Source organism: Microbacterium profundi, assembly GCF_000763375.1.
In the GTDB taxonomy this organism is placed as follows: Bacteria; Actinomycetota; Actinomycetes; order Actinomycetales; family Microbacteriaceae; genus Microbacterium; species Microbacterium profundi.
This window is the reverse complement of the sequence record NZ_JPSY01000001.1, coordinates 1,785,783-1,803,254: the sequence shown is the minus strand read 5'-3', so window position 1 is coordinate 1,803,254 and position 17,472 is coordinate 1,785,783. Positions and strand designations below refer to the sequence as shown.

Genomic DNA, 17,472 nt, shown 5'->3' with positions numbered 1-17,472 from the left:
GCCAAGATGTTCGTATGACCTCCGCATGGCCCGGCGACAGCGCCACCGTCGTGCGCTGGGTGCGATCCACCCTCCGGCGCGCCGCGCAGGACGCGGGTGAAGTCGCCCTGAAGGGCCTCGAAGACATCGAGGTGTCAGCCGCTCTCACCGGGCAGGATCTCGACCAGCTCACGCTGGATGCCACCGGCACGAAGCTCACGATCGGCTGGAACGCGCCGCCGATGCCCACTGACCCCGTCACGAACACCCCCGCCCCGAACACCCCCGCGCCAGAAGACAGCCCCGCACCGGACATCATCTCCCGCGAACCGGGCATGGTGCGCAGCTTCCGCTTCTCTGCCCGACCGATGCGGATCGAGCGCAGCCCGCTCACGATCGACGTGCAGGCGTTCGATATGCCGATCGTGTGGCTCACCGCCGCCGAGCCCGCAGAACCGGGTGTTCCCGAGAGCGCGCATTCGATCATCCCGGACGATGACCTCGGCGAGCTGCGAGGCACCTTCCACGCCTCCATCGCGAAGAAGGATCTGGTTCCGCTGATCAGGTCCGTCGCACGACCCATGCTGAGCGAGGGTGGCATCCACCTCGGCCGGTTGCGCATCGAGGTCGTACAGGATGGCGCAGACGGCATCCGCGTCACCGCATACACCGGCGTGCGCTGGAAACTGCTCCTGGCGTCGGCGCGAGCCGAGGCACGGATCGAGGTGACGAAGGATGCCGTCATCACGATCCGCGACCTGACGCTCGGCAGCCGCAACCTGCTGGTGAAGGCCGCGCTGCTGTTCGCCAGAAAGCATGTGCGCACGCTCATCGGCAGGCGGATCGATCTCAACGAATCGTTCACCGCAGACGGCACGAACCTTCGTCTGCGCGATGTGCGCGTCGGCACCGGCGAGCGGCTCAGCGTCGAGGGTCGATTCAGCTCGCGTACCGTCGGCACCACTCGTACATGATCACGGCGCCGGCGGCGCTCGCGTTGATCGAGCGCGTCGAGCCGTACTGGGTGATCTCGATGTGACCGGATGCCGCGGCGATCGCCTCTTCGGTGAGGCCAGGGCCCTCTTGGCCGAACAGCAGCACGCAGCGCTCCGGCAGTTCGGCCTTGTCGACGGGAACGGCGCCCTCGACGTTGTCGACCGCGATGATCGGGATGCTCTCGTCGGCGGCCCACACCGCGAACGCGGCGACATCCTCGTGGTGGACGACGTGCTGGTAGCGGTCGGTGACCATGGCGCCGCGCTTGTTCCAGCGGCGACGCCCGATGATGTGCACGGTGTCGGCGAGGAACGCGTTGGCGCTGCGCACGATCGAGCCGATGTTCATGTCGTGCTGCCAGTTCTCGATCGCGACGTGGAACGGATGCCGGTGCGTGTCGAGGTCGGCGACGATCGCCTCCATGCGCCAGTAGCGGTAGCGGTCGATCACGTTGCGGGTGTCGCCGTTCGTCAGCAGCTCAGGGTCGTACTGCTCCCCCACCGGCCACTCGCCATCCCAGGGTCCGAGTCCATGGGTGGTGCGCTCAGGGGTGTCGGTCACTCAGCCAGCGTAGTCGGGCCGCGAGTAGGCTGGACTCGTGGCATCCCCAGCGGCAGACGACTATCTGAAGACCGTCTATGCGCACACCGAGTGGCAGGATGCCCCGATCACTCCCTCGCAGCTCGCCGCGAAGCTGGGCATCGCCCCCTCGTCTGTGACGGAGATGGTGAAGAAGCTCGCCGCTGCGGGTCTCGTCTCGCACGTGCCGTACGGTGCGGTGCGTCTGACGGATGCCGGTGAGCAACGCGCGCTGTCGATGGTGCGTCGCCACCGCCTGGTCGAGACCTGGTTGGTGAGCGAGTTCGGTTACGGCTGGCACGAGGTGCACGACGAGGCCGAGGTCCTCGAGCACACGATCAGCGACCGGCTGCTGGAGGGGATCGACGAACGGCTGGGCCGGCCCCGCTTCGATCCGCACGGCGATGCGATCCCGGATGCTGCGGGCCATGTCGCGCGCGAACCGTTCGTGCTGCTCGCCCGGGCCCCGCTCGGCCACGAGGGCCGCGTGCTGCGCGTCTCCGATACCGACCCCGATCTGTTGTGCGCGCTGGAGGATCTCGGGCTCTCGGTGTCTTCCGTCGTCCGTGTCACCGAGAGCGGCGTCGAGGTCGACGGCGCCACCGCACAGCTGCCGGACGGCGCCGTCGACGTCGTCTGGCTCAGCGCGTAGCATCCGTCGGGGAATATTCGAATCACATCGACGATCGAGTCATCATCATCACAGGTGCCGGAAGCGGCTTCGGAAGGCTCGTCGCAGGTATGACCGCCGAGCTCGGGGCGCACGTCATCGCGGCAGACATCAACGAAGACAACCTCAAAGCGGTCGTGGACGAGATCCGCGCGAAGGGCCAGAGCGCCGAGTACAAGGTCGCAGACGTGACCGACAAGGAGCAGATGGATGCCGTGGCCGCTTTCGCGGTCGAGAAGTTCGGACGCATCGACGTCATGCTCAACAACGCCGGCATCATGCCGCTCGCATTCTGGTCCGACCACAAGAAGGCATCGAAGGCCTGGGACAAGGCGATCGACATCAACATCAAGGGCGTCGTCAACGGCATCACGGCCGTATACGACCAGATGATGGAGCAGGGTCGAGGTCAGGTCGTGAACATCTCCTCCATCTACGGCAACGCGGGGATGCCGGGATCCGGCGTCTACAGCGCGACCAAAGCCGCGGTGAAGATCATCTCGGACTCTCTGCGCATCGAATCGCATGGCAAGATCAAGGTCACCACGCTCAAGCCGACCGGTGTCCCCGGCACGAACCTGGCCAGCGCCGTCGTGAATGAGACCGCGATCTCCGGCCTCGCCGGGCAGAATGCGGCGCAGTACTTCGACAGCACCGAGAAGTTCATGAAGGGTGAGTTGCCTGCGGAGCAGACCGACTCCGACAGCATCGAGTATTGGGCTCTCACGCCCGAGGAACTCGCCGAGAATGTCGTTTACGTGATCAACCAGCCGTGGGGCGTGAACATCAGCGACATCACCGTACGCGCCAGCGGCGACGTGTTCATCCACTGAGTCGCTCGACACCGAAGGGTGGTTATCTCGCCGGCGCCGGCGACCGAGACGCCATGGAGAATGATCCGCGGATCAACGCCTCCACCATCAGAAGTAGGTCTGGATCAGGTCGACCACGAGATCGGAGTCGACCGATTCGACGACGGGCAGCACCGTCCACTTGTCGAAGGCAGTGCACGGGTGTGACAGCCCGAGGCGTACGAGATCGCCGATCGCGAGCTCGCCACCTTCTTCGAGGCGCACGAAGCTGTGCTGGTCGTTCATCGCCGAGACGGATGCTCCGGGCAGAGGCTGCCACGCGTCGCCGAGCCCTGCGCTCATCCCGCGAGGGATCGGGAGGCCCTCGTCGAACGGGAAATCGCGCTTGCCGCCGTCGATCAGGGCGAGGCCGGGCTCGGGGTGCGAGACGATGCGACCGACGCCGAACATGCCGGGGATGAAGCGGGGCTCATCGTCGCTCGCACGCGCCTCGTCGAACGGCGAGATGCCACGGTAGAAGCCATCGTCGTGAACGATGTACGCCCCGGAGCGCAGGGTGAACAGCGTGCGGCCCCCGCCGGGGCGCTCCGCCGCTTCCGCGCCGGCGCCCGCCTCTGCGAACACCTTGGCGACGAGATCGAAGTAGGCGCTGCCTCCCGCGGTGACATAGACGTCGCCGTCGTCATAGAGGTGCCCGATGCGCTCGTGCAGCTCGATCTGACGGCGCAGGTAGGTCTCGACCGCGTCGATCGCGCGGACGCTGCGATCGTGCGCGAGGCTTCCCTCATAGCCGGCGACGCCGGCGAGTCGAAGCACATCGGATGCTGCGATGCGCTCCGCGATCTTGATCGCCTCGCCGACCGTGCGGGCACCCGTGCGGCCACCCTCGCCGCCGAGTTCGACCAGCACATCAACGGGACGAGGCGCGTCGGCATCGCGCAACGGATCCTCCATCGCCTCCACCGTGGCGATTGAGTCGGCCCAGCAGACGAACCGGAACCCGGGATCAGCGAGCTCACCGGCGAGGTAGCGCAGGGAGTGCGCATCGACAGCGGCATTGGCGAGCATGATCGAGGAGACGCCGAAGGTGCGGGCAGTACGCACCTGCCCCATGGTTGCGAGCGTGATGCCGAGCGAACCGGCATACAGCTGTCGCTGCCAGAGCGAGGGAGCCATCGTGGTCTTGCCGTGGGGCATGAGCTCAAGGCCGCGCTCAGCGCACCACGTCGCCATCACGTCGGTGTTGTGGCGCATCGCCGCGTCGTCGAGAACCACCAGCGGCGTCCAGAACTCCGACAGCCGCGGGCCTGAGGCGAGGAACTCCGCAATCGTCATCCCGGCGGCCCGTTCCGGCAATCCCTTGTGCCGTGCCGTCAGCCGGGCATCACTCATCCGTCGTCCTTCCGCAATCATCGGCGCGTGGCGACGTGCAACTGGAGTTGCCGTCGACGCTCGCGCCGGTCACACTCGAAGCGTAGTCGCGACATCCACGTGTTCCGGAATCCTTGTCCTCCGAAAGGCGACACCCCGTGCTCGATAACCCGGTGCACGACAACTCCTCGTTCACCGTCAGCCCCGGATTCGACGTCGGCGTCGTGCGGGCGTCACACGACGTCGGCATCCCGGCGCTTGCGTGCCTGCTCCGCGCAGCATCCGGGGCCTCTGGATGAGTGAGTCCTGTTGGGTTCGGCGGGGTCCAGCAGCGCTCGCCGGGCTCGGAAGGCGGTCGGCGTGTCGTAGATCAGAAGGGTGCCTCGGACGGCATCCGGTCGGCGACGTCTTCGAAGGTGACATAGGTGGTGACGCCCGGTGGGCGATCGACGTAGATCCTGCCGGTGGGACTGGTCCATTCCAGCACTCCACCGCCGAGTTGTCGCACCTTCCACGGCGTCTGATGCTTGGTCACGTGATGTCGGCGGCAGAAGTCGGCCAGATTGGCGACGGTCGTCGCACCACCGTGCGCGTGATCGATCGTGTGATCGTCGTCGCACAGCCTTGCCACCAGTCGGCATCCGGGGAACCTGCAGCGCCGATCTCTGGCCCGCAGATACCGACGCATCTCGGACGAGGGGCGATACCTGTCGACTCCGAGCACCATCCCCGACGCCGGATGAGTGAAGATTCGATCGAAACCCGGTGCATTACCGGTCAGGATCCGCGCGGTCGCGGGGTCGACCGGTCCGACACCCTCCAGATGCGCGGGAGAGGCGATCTCATCGGGGTCGGTCAGGCTCAGCACGGGGACGGTGATGTCGACATGCGCGCGGATCTCGCCCAGCAGCCCGTCATCGGTCTCATGGCCGATCGGTGTTCCAGTCAGCACGAGGTCGGCGAGCAGATCGAATCGCAATTGATTCAACGTCCGCTCGTCAGCGAAGTCATCCGTCGCGGCATCCGAAGCGGCTCCGCGGGCCTCTTTCGCGACGCGAGCGTTCTCGGCCTTCACCTTCAAACCCATCTGCGTCGCTCTGTCGTGCATGCCGTTGACGATCGCGCTCGGTCCGAACAGGGTGAGTTCGCTCATGCCGTCGTCGCGCCCGCGCACCCACGTGCCGCGCTTCTCGCGCGCCTCGCGATGCCGCTCGGTGAACGAGCGTTCCCGAAAGCGCTCGGCCGTCTGCGCGGCGAATGGACGCAGCCTGTTCGGGGATTCGGTCTCGGCGCGCGCGACCACGATCGCTTCGTAACGCGCCCTGTTCTCAGCATCCTCGATCTGATCACCGGCATCCATGATGACCCGTACATGCGCCTGGGAGATGTGACCCGCGCCGAACGATGCCGCCGTCGCCGGGAAGCGCTCCTGAAGCATTGCTGCCGCGCCCATGTGCGATTCGATCGTGCGATCGCTCAACCGCAACGCGGCACCGATCTCGGTCGCGATCGCGCGCTGCGACATCTCACGCGAATCGACCGAATCGAACGGCTCATCATCCGCGATGCGCGACGCGGTCGCCAACAGCGCCGACTTCGTCGCCATCAGCTGGTTGATCGTCTGATCCACCGACGACAGCGTCGTGACGACATCTTCGAGCAGTGCGTTCAGCACCGGTGAAGTCATCGTCGAAATGTTCATATCTTCATTGAACTACTACCCTCAGACATTCGGTCATACGTACCCGAATCCCGCGGCAGTTCTGCTGCTCTGGGGCCGCCCGGACTGGCCTGGCAGGTTCCGGGCACATGCCCATCAAATGCGCGCGAGCATGCCTGATCGATTTCCGATCCGACGAGATCCCGAGCAGATGCTGCGCGACGGGCAAACACAGCAACAGCCTCCACGCCGCGCGAGCCGACAGGACTCACTCATCTAGGCTGAGCACATGGCTGAACGCTCTGAGATCGAATGCTGGCTCACCGACATGGACGGCGTGCTCGTCCATGAGAACGATGCCATTCCCGGGGCATCCGAGTTGCTCGCCGGGTGGGAGGCCGCCGGCATCCCATATCTGGTGCTGACCAACAACTCGATCTTCACCGCACGCGACCTCTCGGCGCGCCTGCGCTCCAGCGGGCTGAACGTGCCGGAAGAGCGGATCTGGACCTCGGCGCTCGCCACCGCGGCATTCCTGCAACAGCAGGTGCCCGGGGGCTCGGCGTTCGTCATCGGCGAGGCCGGCATCCTCACCGCCCTGCACGACGCTGGTTTTGTCATGACCGAGACGAACCCCGACTTCGTGGTCGTCGGCGAGACCCGCACTTATTCTTTCGAGGCGATCACGAGGGCGATCCGCCTGATCAACCGCGGCGCACGCTTCATCATCACCAACCCGGACGCCACCGGCCCGAGCGCTGAGGGCCCACTCCCCGCGACCGGCGCCGTCGCGGCGCTCATCACCAAGGCCACCGGGCGGGAGCCGTACGTGGTCGGCAAGCCGAACCCGATGATGTTCCGCTCGGCGCTGAACAAGATCGGCGCGCACTCCAAGCGCACCGGCATGATCGGCGACCGGATGGACACCGACGTGGTCGCCGGCATCGAGGCGGGCCTGCACACCGTGCTCGTGCTCACCGGCATCAGCGACCAGGTCGAGATCGAGAAGTACCCGTTCCGCCCCGACGAGATCGTGAACTCGGTCGCCGATCTGCTGCCGTCTGGTTCATCGGAAGGCTGACGCCATGGACCAGCGCGACCTGCTCTTCATCGTGATGATCCTGATCGGGGTCAGCACCCTGACTGTCATCATCGTGCAGTGGGTCCGCTCACGTCGGCGCCGCGGCCCGGGCGACGAGGAGCGCAGCGGCAACTGGTGGGAAGGCCCCTGGGGCGACGACCGGAAAGGCTGAGGCCGGTCAGCTCAGGGTCAGGCTGCGGACTTCTGCGACGGGTGGCGGCATCCGCAACGGCCCGATCCCCGGGGTGATCGTGCCGAGGATGCGCGGCTCGCGCGCCCCTGTTCCGCCGGGGATGACGGCCGGCACGCCGTGCATGGTGCACCAGCCGATCAGCGCGAACAGGATCGCCTCCTTGTTGTCCGCGGATGCGCCGAGCTCATCGGCGAGCACGACCTCGGTGTCCGGCAGCGCGGCGCGGAGCCCCTCCATGATGAGCGGATTGTGGCATCCGCCGCCCGAGACGGCGAGGAAGCCGACGCCGGCCGCGCGCACGTCGTTCGCAACCGTCTGCACCGTCAGTTCGGTGAGAGTGCGCACGAGATCGGTCACGCGCACGTCGCGGCCCAGAGACGAGGCGTGCCCCCGCACGTAGTCGAGGTGGAAGTGCTCCTTGCCGGTGCTCTTCGGCGCAGGCAGGGCGTAGTACGGATCGGCGAGCAGCGACGCGAGCAGTGCGTCGTCGACATCGCCGGAGCGTGCAATACGAGCATCCTCGTCGTAGCCGAGCGGGTCCAGGCCGTACTTCGCGATCACGGCATCGACGAGCGCGTTCGCCGGACCGATGTCGTAGGCCGAGACCGCACCTGCGCCGGCACCCTCTCCGACGATCGTGATGTTCGCGATGCCGCCGAGATTCAGCGCGGCCGATGTGCCGGCGCGACCGCGCAGCAGCAGTTCGTCGAGGAAGGAGACGAGTGGCGCGCCGTGCCCACCCGCCGTGATGTCGCGGATGCGCACGTCCGAGACCACCGGAGCGCCGACCGCTTCAGCGATCCACGCCGGCTGGCCGATCTGGAGAGTGCCGCGGGCATGGCCGTCGTCGACCCAGTGGTAGACGGTCTGCCCGTGGGTGCACACGGCATCGACGCCGCCGACGGATGCCGCAGCATCCGCCGCCACGTCTGCGAACGCCTGACCGATCAGGGTGTCGAGCTCGCAGACCTCGGCCAGCGTCGTCTTCGCAGGCGGCAGTGCGGCCACGAGTCGAGCGCGAAGCGCAGGGTCGTACGCAACACTGTCCTCGTGCAGCACGGTGCCGCGCACGGCGCCATCCGCCTCGCTGAAGTCGACGACGGTGACGTCGATCCCGTCGTGTGAGGTGCCCGAGAGCAGTCCGAGTACGCGCATCCCTCGAGCCTACGTCGGTCCCGCTGCCGCCGACGCCCCCGCCGACGTCCCCGCCGACGTCCCCGCCGACGTCCCCGCCCGCGGCAGGCTGTTCCAACTGTCGGAGGGCGGTACGCACGTCGGAGGTTTTCGGCCAATTCCTCCGACCTACGTCGCAGGCTCCGACGTGCGTAGCATCGTCGGCCGTACCGGGCCTCACCGGGCGACGTCCGCCGGATTACCTGAGCACGAGCGCGGCCGCGCCGATGAGCGGACCCTCGTCTCCCAGCCCGGAGCGCACCACCCGCGCGCGCCGAGAGTACTCGTGCGCGGCACTCGCGGCGAGCGCCTGCTGCACGAGCTCGATGTAGTCGTCGGAGACCCGAGAGAACCCGCCGCCGACCGCGATCATGTCGAGGTCGACGAGCGTCGCGGCATCTGCCAGCGCCTCTCCCACCGCGCGAGCGGACCGTTCGATCGCCGCACGCGCGGTCTGATCGCCGGATGCCGCGTCACGCGCGAGGTCCTCGCCGGTGGCGCCCGTCCATCCCTGGGTCTGCGCCCACGCGGCGGATGCAGGTCCCGAGGCGATCTCCTCGAGAGTCAGGCCGCCTTCACGGCGCACCTGCCCGAGGTGGCCGGCGTTACCGGAGGCACCGCGGATGTACTGCCCGCCCACGACGAACCCACCGCCGACCCCTGTCGACACGACGATCGAGAGCGACGAACGCGCCTCGCGGGTCGCTCCGAGCCAGGCTTCGGCGAGCGCGAGTGCACCACCGTCGTGCCCGAACACGGTGTGCACGTCACGTCCGAGAACAGCGGATGCCGCGTCACGCACCGCTCCGGCCAGGCCGTAGCCGCGCGCCTGGGGCATGTTGACCGGGACGATCGAACCGGTCGGGAGGTCGATCGGACCCGCACTGCCGACACCGGCGCCCACGAGCTCGGCGCCTTCCGGCAGCAGGGCGAGCGCATGCGCGATGACGGCCTCGACCGCAGCATCCAGAGACGCTGGTGTCGCGTCGCGGCCGGTGGCCTGCCTGCTGCGGCTGCCTGCGACCAGCATCCCGTCATCGCCGACGAGCGCGGCCTCCAGTTTCGTGCCGCCGACGTCGACGGCCAGTGCGTACCGAGTCATGCGCCGAAGGTCACTGCGGGTCGAGGCCGAGGTCGTCGAGGTCGAAGGCCGCCAGCCACTGCAACCCCTCCGCCTCGATCGCGGCCTGCGCGCCGGTCTTGCGATCGACGATCACGGCGACGGCGACGACCTCTGCGCCCTCGCGCCGCAGAACCTCGACCGCCTTGAGCGCGGACTGGCCGGTGGTGGAGGTGTCCTCGAGCACGACGACGCGCTTACCCGAAATGTCGGCGCCTTCGATCTGACGGCCGCGGCCGTGGTCCTTGGGCTCCTTGCGCACGACGAACGCATCCAGCGGGCGGTCGGTGCCGACCGACGCGTGCAGCACGGAGTTGGCGATCGGATCGGCCCCGAGCGTCAGACCACCGACGGCCGCGACGTCGAGATCGCCGATCAGATCGAGCATGATGCGGCCGATCGCCGGAGCGGCCCTGTGGTCGAGGGTGAGACGGCGCATGTCGACGTAGTAGGTCGCCTGCTTTCCGCTGGAAAGAGTGAAGTCGCCGTGGAATACGGCCTCATCCTTGATGAGGGCGAGGAGGGACTGTCGGTCTGCGTCGAGTGCGGTCACGGCATCCAGCTTAGAGCCGGTGGTACGACCTGCGCGGTGCGCCTATCGTGGGCCGTGACGTCATCATCCCCTCAGCGAAGGAGGCCCCTTGCTCTCGTACGATCCTTACGCCGAGCTCGCCATGCTGCGTGATTTCGCGCCGCTCGAACTCACCAGTCCCGATTTCGAACCTGGCGGGCCACTGCCGCTCTTCGCGTGGTCCGCCAGTCGCGGCGGTGAAGACCGCTCGCCGGCGCTGCAGTGGTCGACACCGCCCGCCGGCACGCGCAGCATCGCGATCTCGTGCTTCGACCCGGATGCCCCGACAGGATCGGGGTTCTGGCATTGGGCCGCCTACAACCTTCCCGCCTCGGTCACTTCGCTCGCCAGCGGCCTCGGCGATCTCGCCGCGCTTCCGCACGGAGCGACGGTGCTGCCGAACGAGTCCCGCTCCGAGCGGTTCATCGGCGCGGCCCCGCCCGAGGGCACAGGGGTGCATCGATACTTCTTCGTCGTGGACGCGCTGGATATCGATGCCCTCGAAATCCCCGCGGGATCCACCCCGGCGGTGCTGGGGTTCAACCGGCATTTCCACTCGCTCGCCCGCGGTGTGTTGATCGGCACGGCCAACCCCGCAGAGCGTTGAGCGTCGACCCCGCAACTAGGCTGGATGCATGCGCCTGGCCACCTGGAACGTCAACTCCATCCGCACCCGCGTGCGCCGCACGGTCGAGTTCGCGGTGCGTGAAGACATCGACGTGCTCGCGATGCAGGAGATCAAGTGCAAGCCCGAGCAGTTCCCCTACGCGCAGTTCGAAGAGGCCGGCTATCAGGTCGAGGTGCACGGCCTGAACCAGTGGAACGGCGTCGCCATTGCGAGCCGCCTGCCCATGACCGACGTGTCGACGGCGTTCGACGGGATGCCGGGCTTCGCGAAGGGCCATGAAGGACCGGATGCTCCGCTCGAGGCCCGCGCGCTGGGTGTGACCGTCGACGGCGTGCAGATCTGGAGCCTCTACGTGCCGAATGGGCGCTCATTGGACGACCCGCATTACGCGTACAAGCTGCACTGGCTCAACGAGCTTCGTCAGCACGCGGCATCCGCTCTGCAGAAGAACCCGAATCTGCCGCTGGCGCTCGTCGGCGACTTCAACATCATCCCGTTCGACTCCGACAACGGCGATCCGGACATCGTCGAGGGCGTCTCGACTCACGTCTCCCCCCAGGAGCGCGCCGCGTTCTTCGCCTTCCAGGATGCGGGCCTCACCGACGTCGTGCGCCCGCTGCTGCCCGAAGGCTTCACCTACTGGGACTACCAGCGGCTGAAGTTCCCGCGCAACGAGGGCATCCGCATCGACTTCGTGCTCGGCTCCCCCGCGCTCGCCGGCGCCGTCACCGGCGCATCGATCCACCGCAATGAGCGCAAGGGCGAGCAGCCCAGCGATCACGTGCCGGTGGTCGTCGACCTCGACTTCGGTGGTGCCGAAGACGATGACGACATGCCGATGATCTTCGCCTGACGGGTCTTTCCCCCATGACACCGGTGCGAACCGGGCCGGGCGCGGGCGCATAGCGCAGCGAGGGGCCACGTCAGGACAACGCCTTGCTGCGCTCGGGATCGGTGGTGGTGGGGTTGACGAAGACCTTGGTTGACATGCTGACTCCTTTGTCGGATTGTCGGTGCCGGGTGTCAATAGCAGAGCGGATCGAATCCGTCGCAGGGCGGATGCCGCAGCATCCGCTTCCCCGTACCGTTGAGGCATGTCTGCACCATTCCGCGCGCTCACCGCGCGCCAACGCCGATCCGACGCGCTGCTGGCCGCCGTCGTGTTCGTCGCAGGTGTCATCAGCGCCGCGCTCTCTGCGGCGTCTGAGATCTACGGTGACGAGCAGGCGCCGCTGTGGCAGGCGCTGGTGTACCTGGTGTTCCTGGCAGCGCCGCTCGCCCTGCGCCGCGTCTGGCCAGCACAGGTCGCGATCATCGTCTCGGTCGCCTACTTCGTCGCCGTCACCGTGCGGATCCCCGAGCTCTACGCCGGCAACGTCGCGATGTTCATCGCGCTTTACACGGTGGGGGCGTGGATGGCGAACCGCCGCGCGGCGATGATCGTACGTGCTGCGATCATCGCCGGCATGTTCGCCTGGCTGATGGTCACGATGTACCGCGACGCGATCGACACCGCCCGTGAGGAGGACATCATCGCGGGCGCGATGTCGCCGTACCTCGCGTTCATGATGCTGCAGCTGCTCGTGAACGTGCTCTACTTCGCCGGCGCCTACTACTTCGGCGAGCACGCATGGCGGGCGGCGATGCAGCGTCAGGCGCTCGAACAGCGCACGGCGGATCTCGAACGCCAGCGCGAGGTCACGGCCGCCCAGGCCGTGGCGCTGGACCGCGTGCACATCGCCCGCGAACTGCACGACGTCGTCGCCCACCACGTGTCGGTGATGGGTGTGCAGGCGGGAGCGGCGCGCATGGTGATCGACCAGGATGCCGGCACGGCGAAGCATATCCTCGCCGATGTCGAAGCCTCGGCCCGCGAGGCCATCAGTGAACTGCGGCACCTGCTGGAGACGCTGCGCTCCTCGGATGCCGCGGCAGACGACGCCGCGTCGACGGTCACCCTCGATGACATCGCACAGCTTGCTGAGGCATCCGATTCCGCCGGCGTGCCGACGGAGTTCACGGTGGTCGGCGATCAGCGATCCGTGCCTTCGGTCACGCAGGTGAACCTGTACCGCATCGCGCAGGAATCGCTCACCAATATCCGCCGCCATGCCGGCGCGGGAGCCACCGCCGACGTGCGCCTGCGCTATCTGGACAGCGGTGTCGAGCTCGAGATCGTCAGCACCGGCCGCACCGTGCTCACCGCACGATCGGGAATGGGACAGCTGGGCATGCGCGAACGCGCGCTGGCATCGGGCGGCACGATCGAGTCCGCACCGCGCGAGCGCGGAGGTTGGCGGGTTCGCGCGCACCTTCCCCTCTCGGCACCCGTCGCGCTGTCGGGAGCGACGGCATGAGCGATCCGATCCGCGTCCTCATCGTCGATGATCACGCGACACTGCGCGCCGGTTTCCGCACCATCCTCGACATCCAGTCCGACATCACCGTCGTCGGTGAGGCTGCCACCGGCGCGGAAGCCGTGGCGGCAGCATCCGCTCTCCGACCCGATGTGGTCACGATGGACGTGCAGATGCCCGACATGGACGGCATCGAGGCGACCAGACGCATCGTCGCCGAGCGCGAGGTGACGGCCGCGATCGCGATCGTCACGACATTCGATCGCGACGACTACCTGTTCGCAGCGCTGGATGCCGGCGCGAGCGGCTTCCTGCTCAAGAACGGCACCCCGGAGGATCTGCTCACGGCCGTACGCGTGCTGGCGGCCGGCGACGGGATGCTGGCGCCCGAGGTGACTCGCCGAGTCGTGCAGCGGTACGCCTCGACCGCGCCGCAAGCCCCGTCCACCACCCGCGGGGTCGCGCTCGTCGAGCCGCTCACCGACCGTGAGGCCGAGGTGCTGGCGCTGGTCGCCGAGGCGATGAGCAATGCCGAGATCGCGACGCGACTGTTCATCGGCGAGGCGACCGTGAAAACGCACGTCTCACGCATCCTGCAGAAGCTCGGTGCCCGTGACCGCGTGCAGGCCGTCGTGCTGGCGCATCGGCGCGGGCTGGCGTGACGCCCTATCCCTTCGCATTCGCATCGCGTAAGCTTATTCGCACGAAGTAAGGCGAATCGTCTGTGGGAAGGAATCACCATGTCCATCGCAACGATGACGAGCAAAGGGCAGTTCACGATGCCCAAGGACGTCAGAGACGACCTGAAGCTTGTGGCCGGCTCCAAGGTGATGTTCGTGAAGCTCCCGAACGGGCAGTACAACGTCGTTCGCAAGACGGGCGACGTTTCGGACCTGTTCGGCATGCTCCACCAGCCCGGCGTACCCGCGATGACGATCGAGGAGATGAACGATGCCATCGCCGATGGCGCCGCCGAGAGCGGCATGGACTCCTGACATGTTGACGCATGGCTCGATGACCGGCGTCGACACCAACATCATCCTTCGGGCAGTGCTGCAGGACCACGAGGTTCAAACGGCCATCGCCCAACGCACCCTCTCAGGATTCAGCCGCGAAGCTCCCGGCTTCATCTCGATTGTCACGCTCGCCGAGGTGTACTGGATGCTGGCCAGAGGGCGCCACTTCGAGAAACGTGCGTGCCTCGCGGTCATCCGGCGCCTCGTCGAGAGCGAGACCCTGGAGTTCGATGACGGCGAGGGAGTGGTGCGCGCCCTCCATCTCGCCGAGGATGGAGCAGACTTCGCGGACGCCCTCATACAGTCAACGATGGAACAGTTCGGTGCGACCGAGACGGTGACGTTCGACCGCTCGGCATCCGAGCGACTGGGATGGCGACTGCTCGAGGAGTAGACGACGAATGCCCCGGGGCACAGGGCCCCGGGGCATCAGTACATCAGTGAGAGTTACGCGTTCACGAGCTCCGCGGAGTGCTGCACGCGTGAGATGAGGCCGTTGAACGCCTCGAGGTAGCCGACCAGGAAGCCGGCCGTGCTGTCATCGGTGACCTGGCCGTCTTCGGTGAACAGGCCGGGGCGGTCCTGGATGAAGCCCTCCGGCTGGCCCATCGTGATCGCGCTGAAGTGGCCGAGGATCGCACGCAGGTGCTGCTGGGCGGCGGCGGTCGCGACGCCAGAGCCCGAGGTCCCGATGACGGCGACGGGCTTGCCGAAGAACGACATCTCGCCGTACGGGCGGGTCGACCAGTCGAGCGCGTTCTTGAGCACGCCGGGGATCGAGCGGCTGTACTCGGGCGTGACGATGATGACACCGTCGACGTCGGCGATGGCCTTCTTGAAGTCGGTCGCCACCTGAGGGAAGTCCGCGTCGAAGTCGGGCGAGTAGAAGGGCAGGTCCTTGATCTCGATTTCGACGAGTTCGGTGCCTTCGGGGGCGAGGTTCTGCAGCACGCGCGCCAGGCGACGGTTGATGGACGTGCTGGAGATGCTGCCGACGATGTATCCGATGGTGCGAGTCACAGGTGTGTTCCTTCTGTTCGGGCTCAGTCATGAGCCATGTGCATTCATCGTGCTCAACGCACCGTCCGGAAATTAAATTCCTTTGCATAGAACGTAAATGTCCGTCGCAGGGGGGATGCCGACGTGCCGAGGCGCCTCGTAGCGTGGAGGCATGCGATGCATTGAGCGAAGGAACGAGTCGAAATGACCTCAGGAACGCTTCAACTGACCGGCATAACGAAGAGCTACGGTACTCGCCTGGTGCTCGACGACGTCACCTTCCCGGTCGTCGCCGGCCACCTCACCGGCTTCGTCGGCGGCAACGGCGCAGGCAAGACGACCACGATGCGCATCGTGCTCGGGCTGCTCGCCTCCGACGGCGGATCCGTCACGCTCGGCGGCACCACGCTGACGCCTGATGCACGCCGCCAGTTCGGCTACATGCCGGAGGAGCGCGGGCTGTACCCGAAGATGAAGGTACTTGAGCAGGTCGTGTACTTCGCCCGCCTGCACGGATTCTCCAAGACGGATGCCACGTCGCATGCGACCGCGCTTCTCGAAGAGCTCGGACTCGGCGAGCGCCTGAACGACAACATCGAGGCATTGTCGCTCGGTAATCAGCAGCGGGCGCAGATCGCGGCATCCCTCGTGCACGATCCGGAGGTGCTGATCCTCGACGAGCCGTTCTCGGGTCTCGACCCGCTCGCCGTCGAAAAGGTCGCCGGCGTGCTGCAGGAACGTGCGGCGCGCGGGGTCTCGGTGCTGTTCTCCTCGCATCAGCTCGATGTCGTGGAGCGCCTGTGCGATGACCTGGTCATCATCGCAGGCGGAACGATCCGGGCTGCAGGACCCCGCGACCAGCTGCGCGAGCAGCACTCGGCCCCTCGATGGGAGCTGGAGAGCAATGGCGATGTCGGGTGGCTGCGCGAGGAGCCGGGCGTCACGGTCGTCGATTTCGAGGGCGGGAACGCCGTGTTCGACACAGACGATCCGGCCTCCGCGCAGCGCGTGCTCCGGCGCGCGTTGCAGGACGGTGACGTCAGCAGGTTCGGTCCGCAGCATCCCACCCTCGCCCAGATCTTCAAGGAGGTCATCCAGTGAACCCTTCGACAGGCTCAGGGACCGGTTACGGTTCGACCGTCTCCACCGGACAGGGCGTCTGGCTCGTCGCAGAGCGCGAACTGAGCACCAAACTGCGCAGCAAGGCCTATCTGATCTCGACCGGCATCCTGCTGCTGATCGCCCTCGCCGGCGTCATCTGGGCCGGTTTCTCCTCTTCGAACTCCAGCGCGACTCCCATCGCGGCGACCGGTGCCACGGCATCCGCTCTTTCCGAAGTCGACGGCTACGACGTGACCGAGGTCGCCGATCGGGATGAGGCCACCGCGCTCGTCGAATCGGGCGAGGTCGACGCCGCCGTGGTCGATGACCCGTCGTCGCCGACCGGCCTCGTGATCATCGCCGACAAGGAGGCGCCCCAGAGCCTGATGATGGCCCTCTCCGCGACTCCGGAGGTCGAGTTGCTCAACCCGGATGCCGCGGGCAGCGGGCCACTCCGGTACCTGCTCGGCATCGGCTTCGGTCTGGTGTTCATGATGTCGGCGATGATGTTCGGCATGCCGGTGGCCACCAGCGTCGTGGAGGAGAAGCAGACCCGCGTCGTCGAGATCCTGCTCTCCAGCATCCCGGCACGCGTACTGCTGGCCGGCAAGGTGGTCGGCAACACGATCCTCGCCATGTCGCAGATCGTGCTGCTGGCGACCGTCGGCACCATCGGGCTGATCGTCACCGGTCAGACCGGGTTGCTGGCGGGACTCGGCGGCCCGGTCGTCTGGTTCGCGGTGTTCTTCCTGTTCGGGTTCATCCTGCTCGCGGCCATGTTCGCCGCCGCAGGATCGATGGTGTCGCGCCAGGAGGACGCCGGCACCACCTTGACCCCGGTGATGTACCTGACGATGATCCCGTACGTCCTGGTGATCTTCTTCGGCGACAACCCCGTCGTGATGACCGTGCTCTCGTACGTGCCGTTCTCTGCCCCGGTCGGGATGCCGATCCGATTGTTCTTCAACGAGGCGGAGTGGTGGGAGCCGCTGGCCTCGCTGGCGATCATGCTCGTGGCATGCATCGTGGTGATCCTGATCGGCGCGAAGATCTACGAGAACTCCCTGCTGAAGATGGGCGCGCGGGTGAAGTTCCGCGAGGCGCTGCGGCGCTGAGGCGGGGTTTCCTCGCTCCGCGCAGCCGTGGAAGGAGGAGAGTGTCGGTCA

General features: G+C 67.0%; 21 protein-coding genes. 14 read left to right on the top strand and 7 right to left on the bottom strand.

Annotation, left to right across the window (positions count from 1 at the left end; genetic code table 11):
- The first annotated feature begins 14 nt into the window (after nt 1-14).
- A complete protein-coding gene (locus JF52_RS0108605; RefSeq protein ID WP_033105804.1) occupies nt 15-953 on the top strand; it encodes a hypothetical protein in 939 nt (312 codons plus the stop codon).
- Here the strand turns inward: JF52_RS0108605 and JF52_RS0108600 are convergent.
- Nucleotides 919-1,536: a TrmH family RNA methyltransferase gene (locus tag JF52_RS0108600; RefSeq protein WP_033105803.1), complete on the bottom strand. Its 618-nt coding sequence runs from the start codon at nt 1,534-1,536 to the stop codon at nt 919-921. The genes JF52_RS0108605 and JF52_RS0108600 overlap by 35 nt on opposite strands.
- Before the next feature lie 37 nt (nt 1,537-1,573).
- On the opposite strand from JF52_RS0108600, the gene JF52_RS0108595 reads away from it, so the two are divergent.
- Nucleotides 1,574-2,206 (top strand): metal-dependent transcriptional regulator, encoded by a 633-nt coding sequence (locus JF52_RS0108595; protein ID WP_033105802.1) that lies wholly within the window; start codon nt 1,574-1,576, stop codon nt 2,204-2,206.
- Nucleotides 2,191-3,057, top strand: coding sequence for an SDR family oxidoreductase (locus JF52_RS0108590; protein WP_033106505.1), 867 nt, complete (start codon nt 2,191-2,193; stop codon nt 3,055-3,057). The genes JF52_RS0108595 and JF52_RS0108590 overlap by 16 nt, the downstream gene beginning before the upstream one ends.
- An 87-nt stretch (nt 3,058-3,144) precedes the next feature.
- On the opposite strand, the gene JF52_RS0108585 is transcribed toward JF52_RS0108590, so the two are convergent.
- Entirely contained in the window at nt 3,145-4,428 is a 1,284-nt protein-coding gene (locus JF52_RS0108585) for a type III PLP-dependent enzyme domain-containing protein (RefSeq protein ID WP_033105801.1), read from the bottom strand.
- A gap of 137 nt (nt 4,429-4,565) precedes the next feature.
- On the opposite strand from JF52_RS0108585, the gene JF52_RS17475 reads away from it, so the two are divergent.
- Complete coding sequence (locus JF52_RS17475) at nt 4,566-4,706, top strand: hypothetical protein (RefSeq protein WP_160175049.1); 141 nt, start codon at nt 4,566-4,568, stop codon at nt 4,704-4,706.
- A gap of 71 nt (nt 4,707-4,777) precedes the next feature.
- Here JF52_RS17475 and JF52_RS0108580 read toward each other — a convergent pair whose 3' ends face one another.
- Entirely contained in the window at nt 4,778-6,109 is a 1,332-nt protein-coding gene (locus JF52_RS0108580; protein WP_052166853.1) for an HNH endonuclease signature motif containing protein, read from the bottom strand.
- A gap of 247 nt (nt 6,110-6,356) precedes the next feature.
- Between JF52_RS0108580 and JF52_RS0108575 the strand changes: the two genes are divergently transcribed.
- Nucleotides 6,357-7,148, top strand: coding sequence for an HAD-IIA family hydrolase (locus tag JF52_RS0108575; RefSeq protein WP_033105800.1), 792 nt, complete (start codon nt 6,357-6,359; stop codon nt 7,146-7,148).
- 4 nt (nt 7,149-7,152) lie between these two features.
- Nucleotides 7,153-7,320, top strand: a complete 168-nt coding sequence (locus JF52_RS17620; protein ID WP_200880976.1) for a hypothetical protein — start codon at nt 7,153-7,155, stop codon at nt 7,318-7,320.
- Nucleotides 7,321-7,326: 6 nt separating this feature from the next.
- Here the strand turns inward: JF52_RS17620 and JF52_RS0108570 are convergent, their stop codons facing one another.
- The 3 genes from JF52_RS0108570 to pyrE all read right to left on the bottom strand — a co-directional run bounded on the left by JF52_RS0108570 (nt 7,327) and on the right by pyrE (nt 10,187).
- Nucleotides 7,327-8,496 (bottom strand): anhydro-N-acetylmuramic acid kinase, encoded by a 1,170-nt coding sequence (locus JF52_RS0108570; RefSeq protein WP_033105799.1) that lies wholly within the window; start codon nt 8,494-8,496, stop codon nt 7,327-7,329.
- Between the two features lie 217 nt (nt 8,497-8,713).
- Nucleotides 8,714-9,616, bottom strand: coding sequence for an ROK family protein (locus JF52_RS0108565; RefSeq protein WP_033105798.1), 903 nt, complete (start codon nt 9,614-9,616; stop codon nt 8,714-8,716).
- A gap of 10 nt (nt 9,617-9,626) precedes the next feature.
- Entirely contained in the window at nt 9,627-10,187 is a 561-nt protein-coding gene (gene pyrE, locus JF52_RS0108560; protein WP_033105797.1) for an orotate phosphoribosyltransferase, read from the bottom strand.
- An 88-nt stretch (nt 10,188-10,275) separates the two neighbouring features.
- Here pyrE and JF52_RS0108555 point away from each other — a divergent pair, with 88 nt between their 5' ends.
- The 6 genes from JF52_RS0108555 to JF52_RS0108530 all read left to right on the top strand — a co-directional run bounded on the left by JF52_RS0108555 (nt 10,276) and on the right by JF52_RS0108530 (nt 14,600).
- Complete coding sequence (locus tag JF52_RS0108555) at nt 10,276-10,812, top strand: YbhB/YbcL family Raf kinase inhibitor-like protein (RefSeq protein WP_234001439.1); 537 nt, start codon at nt 10,276-10,278, stop codon at nt 10,810-10,812.
- 28 nt (nt 10,813-10,840) lie between these two features.
- Nucleotides 10,841-11,686 carry an exodeoxyribonuclease III gene (locus JF52_RS0108550; protein ID WP_033105796.1) on the top strand — a complete coding sequence of 282 codons (846 nt, stop codon included), beginning with the start codon at nt 10,841-10,843 and terminating at the stop codon, nt 11,684-11,686.
- A 241-nt stretch (nt 11,687-11,927) separates the two neighbouring features.
- Complete coding sequence (locus JF52_RS0108545) at nt 11,928-13,190, top strand: sensor histidine kinase (protein ID WP_033105795.1); 1,263 nt, start codon at nt 11,928-11,930, stop codon at nt 13,188-13,190.
- Nucleotides 13,187-13,852: a response regulator gene (locus JF52_RS0108540; protein ID WP_033105794.1), complete on the top strand. Its 666-nt coding sequence runs from the start codon at nt 13,187-13,189 to the stop codon at nt 13,850-13,852. The genes JF52_RS0108545 and JF52_RS0108540 overlap by 4 nt, the downstream gene beginning before the upstream one ends.
- A 78-nt stretch (nt 13,853-13,930) precedes the next feature.
- On the top strand, nt 13,931-14,185 hold the full coding sequence (locus tag JF52_RS0108535; protein WP_033105793.1) for an AbrB/MazE/SpoVT family DNA-binding domain-containing protein: 255 nt from the start codon (nt 13,931-13,933) through the stop codon (nt 14,183-14,185).
- 1 nt (nt 14,186) lies between these two features.
- Nucleotides 14,187-14,600: a PIN domain-containing protein gene (locus JF52_RS0108530; RefSeq protein WP_052166852.1), complete on the top strand. Its 414-nt coding sequence runs from the start codon at nt 14,187-14,189 to the stop codon at nt 14,598-14,600.
- Between the two features lie 53 nt (nt 14,601-14,653).
- On the opposite strand, the gene JF52_RS0108525 is transcribed toward JF52_RS0108530, so the two are convergent.
- A complete protein-coding gene (locus JF52_RS0108525) occupies nt 14,654-15,226 on the bottom strand; it encodes an NADPH-dependent FMN reductase (RefSeq protein ID WP_033105792.1) in 573 nt (190 codons plus the stop codon).
- A 183-nt stretch (nt 15,227-15,409) separates the two neighbouring features.
- On the opposite strand from JF52_RS0108525, the gene JF52_RS0108520 reads away from it, so the two are divergent.
- Nucleotides 15,410-16,306, top strand: coding sequence for an ABC transporter ATP-binding protein (locus JF52_RS0108520; RefSeq protein WP_033105791.1), 897 nt, complete (start codon nt 15,410-15,412; stop codon nt 16,304-16,306).
- Nucleotides 16,303-17,421, top strand: a complete 1,119-nt coding sequence (locus JF52_RS0108515) for an ABC transporter permease (protein WP_033105790.1) — start codon at nt 16,303-16,305, stop codon at nt 17,419-17,421. The genes JF52_RS0108520 and JF52_RS0108515 overlap by 4 nt, the downstream gene beginning before the upstream one ends.
- The last annotated feature ends 51 nt before the right edge of the window (nt 17,422-17,472 follow it).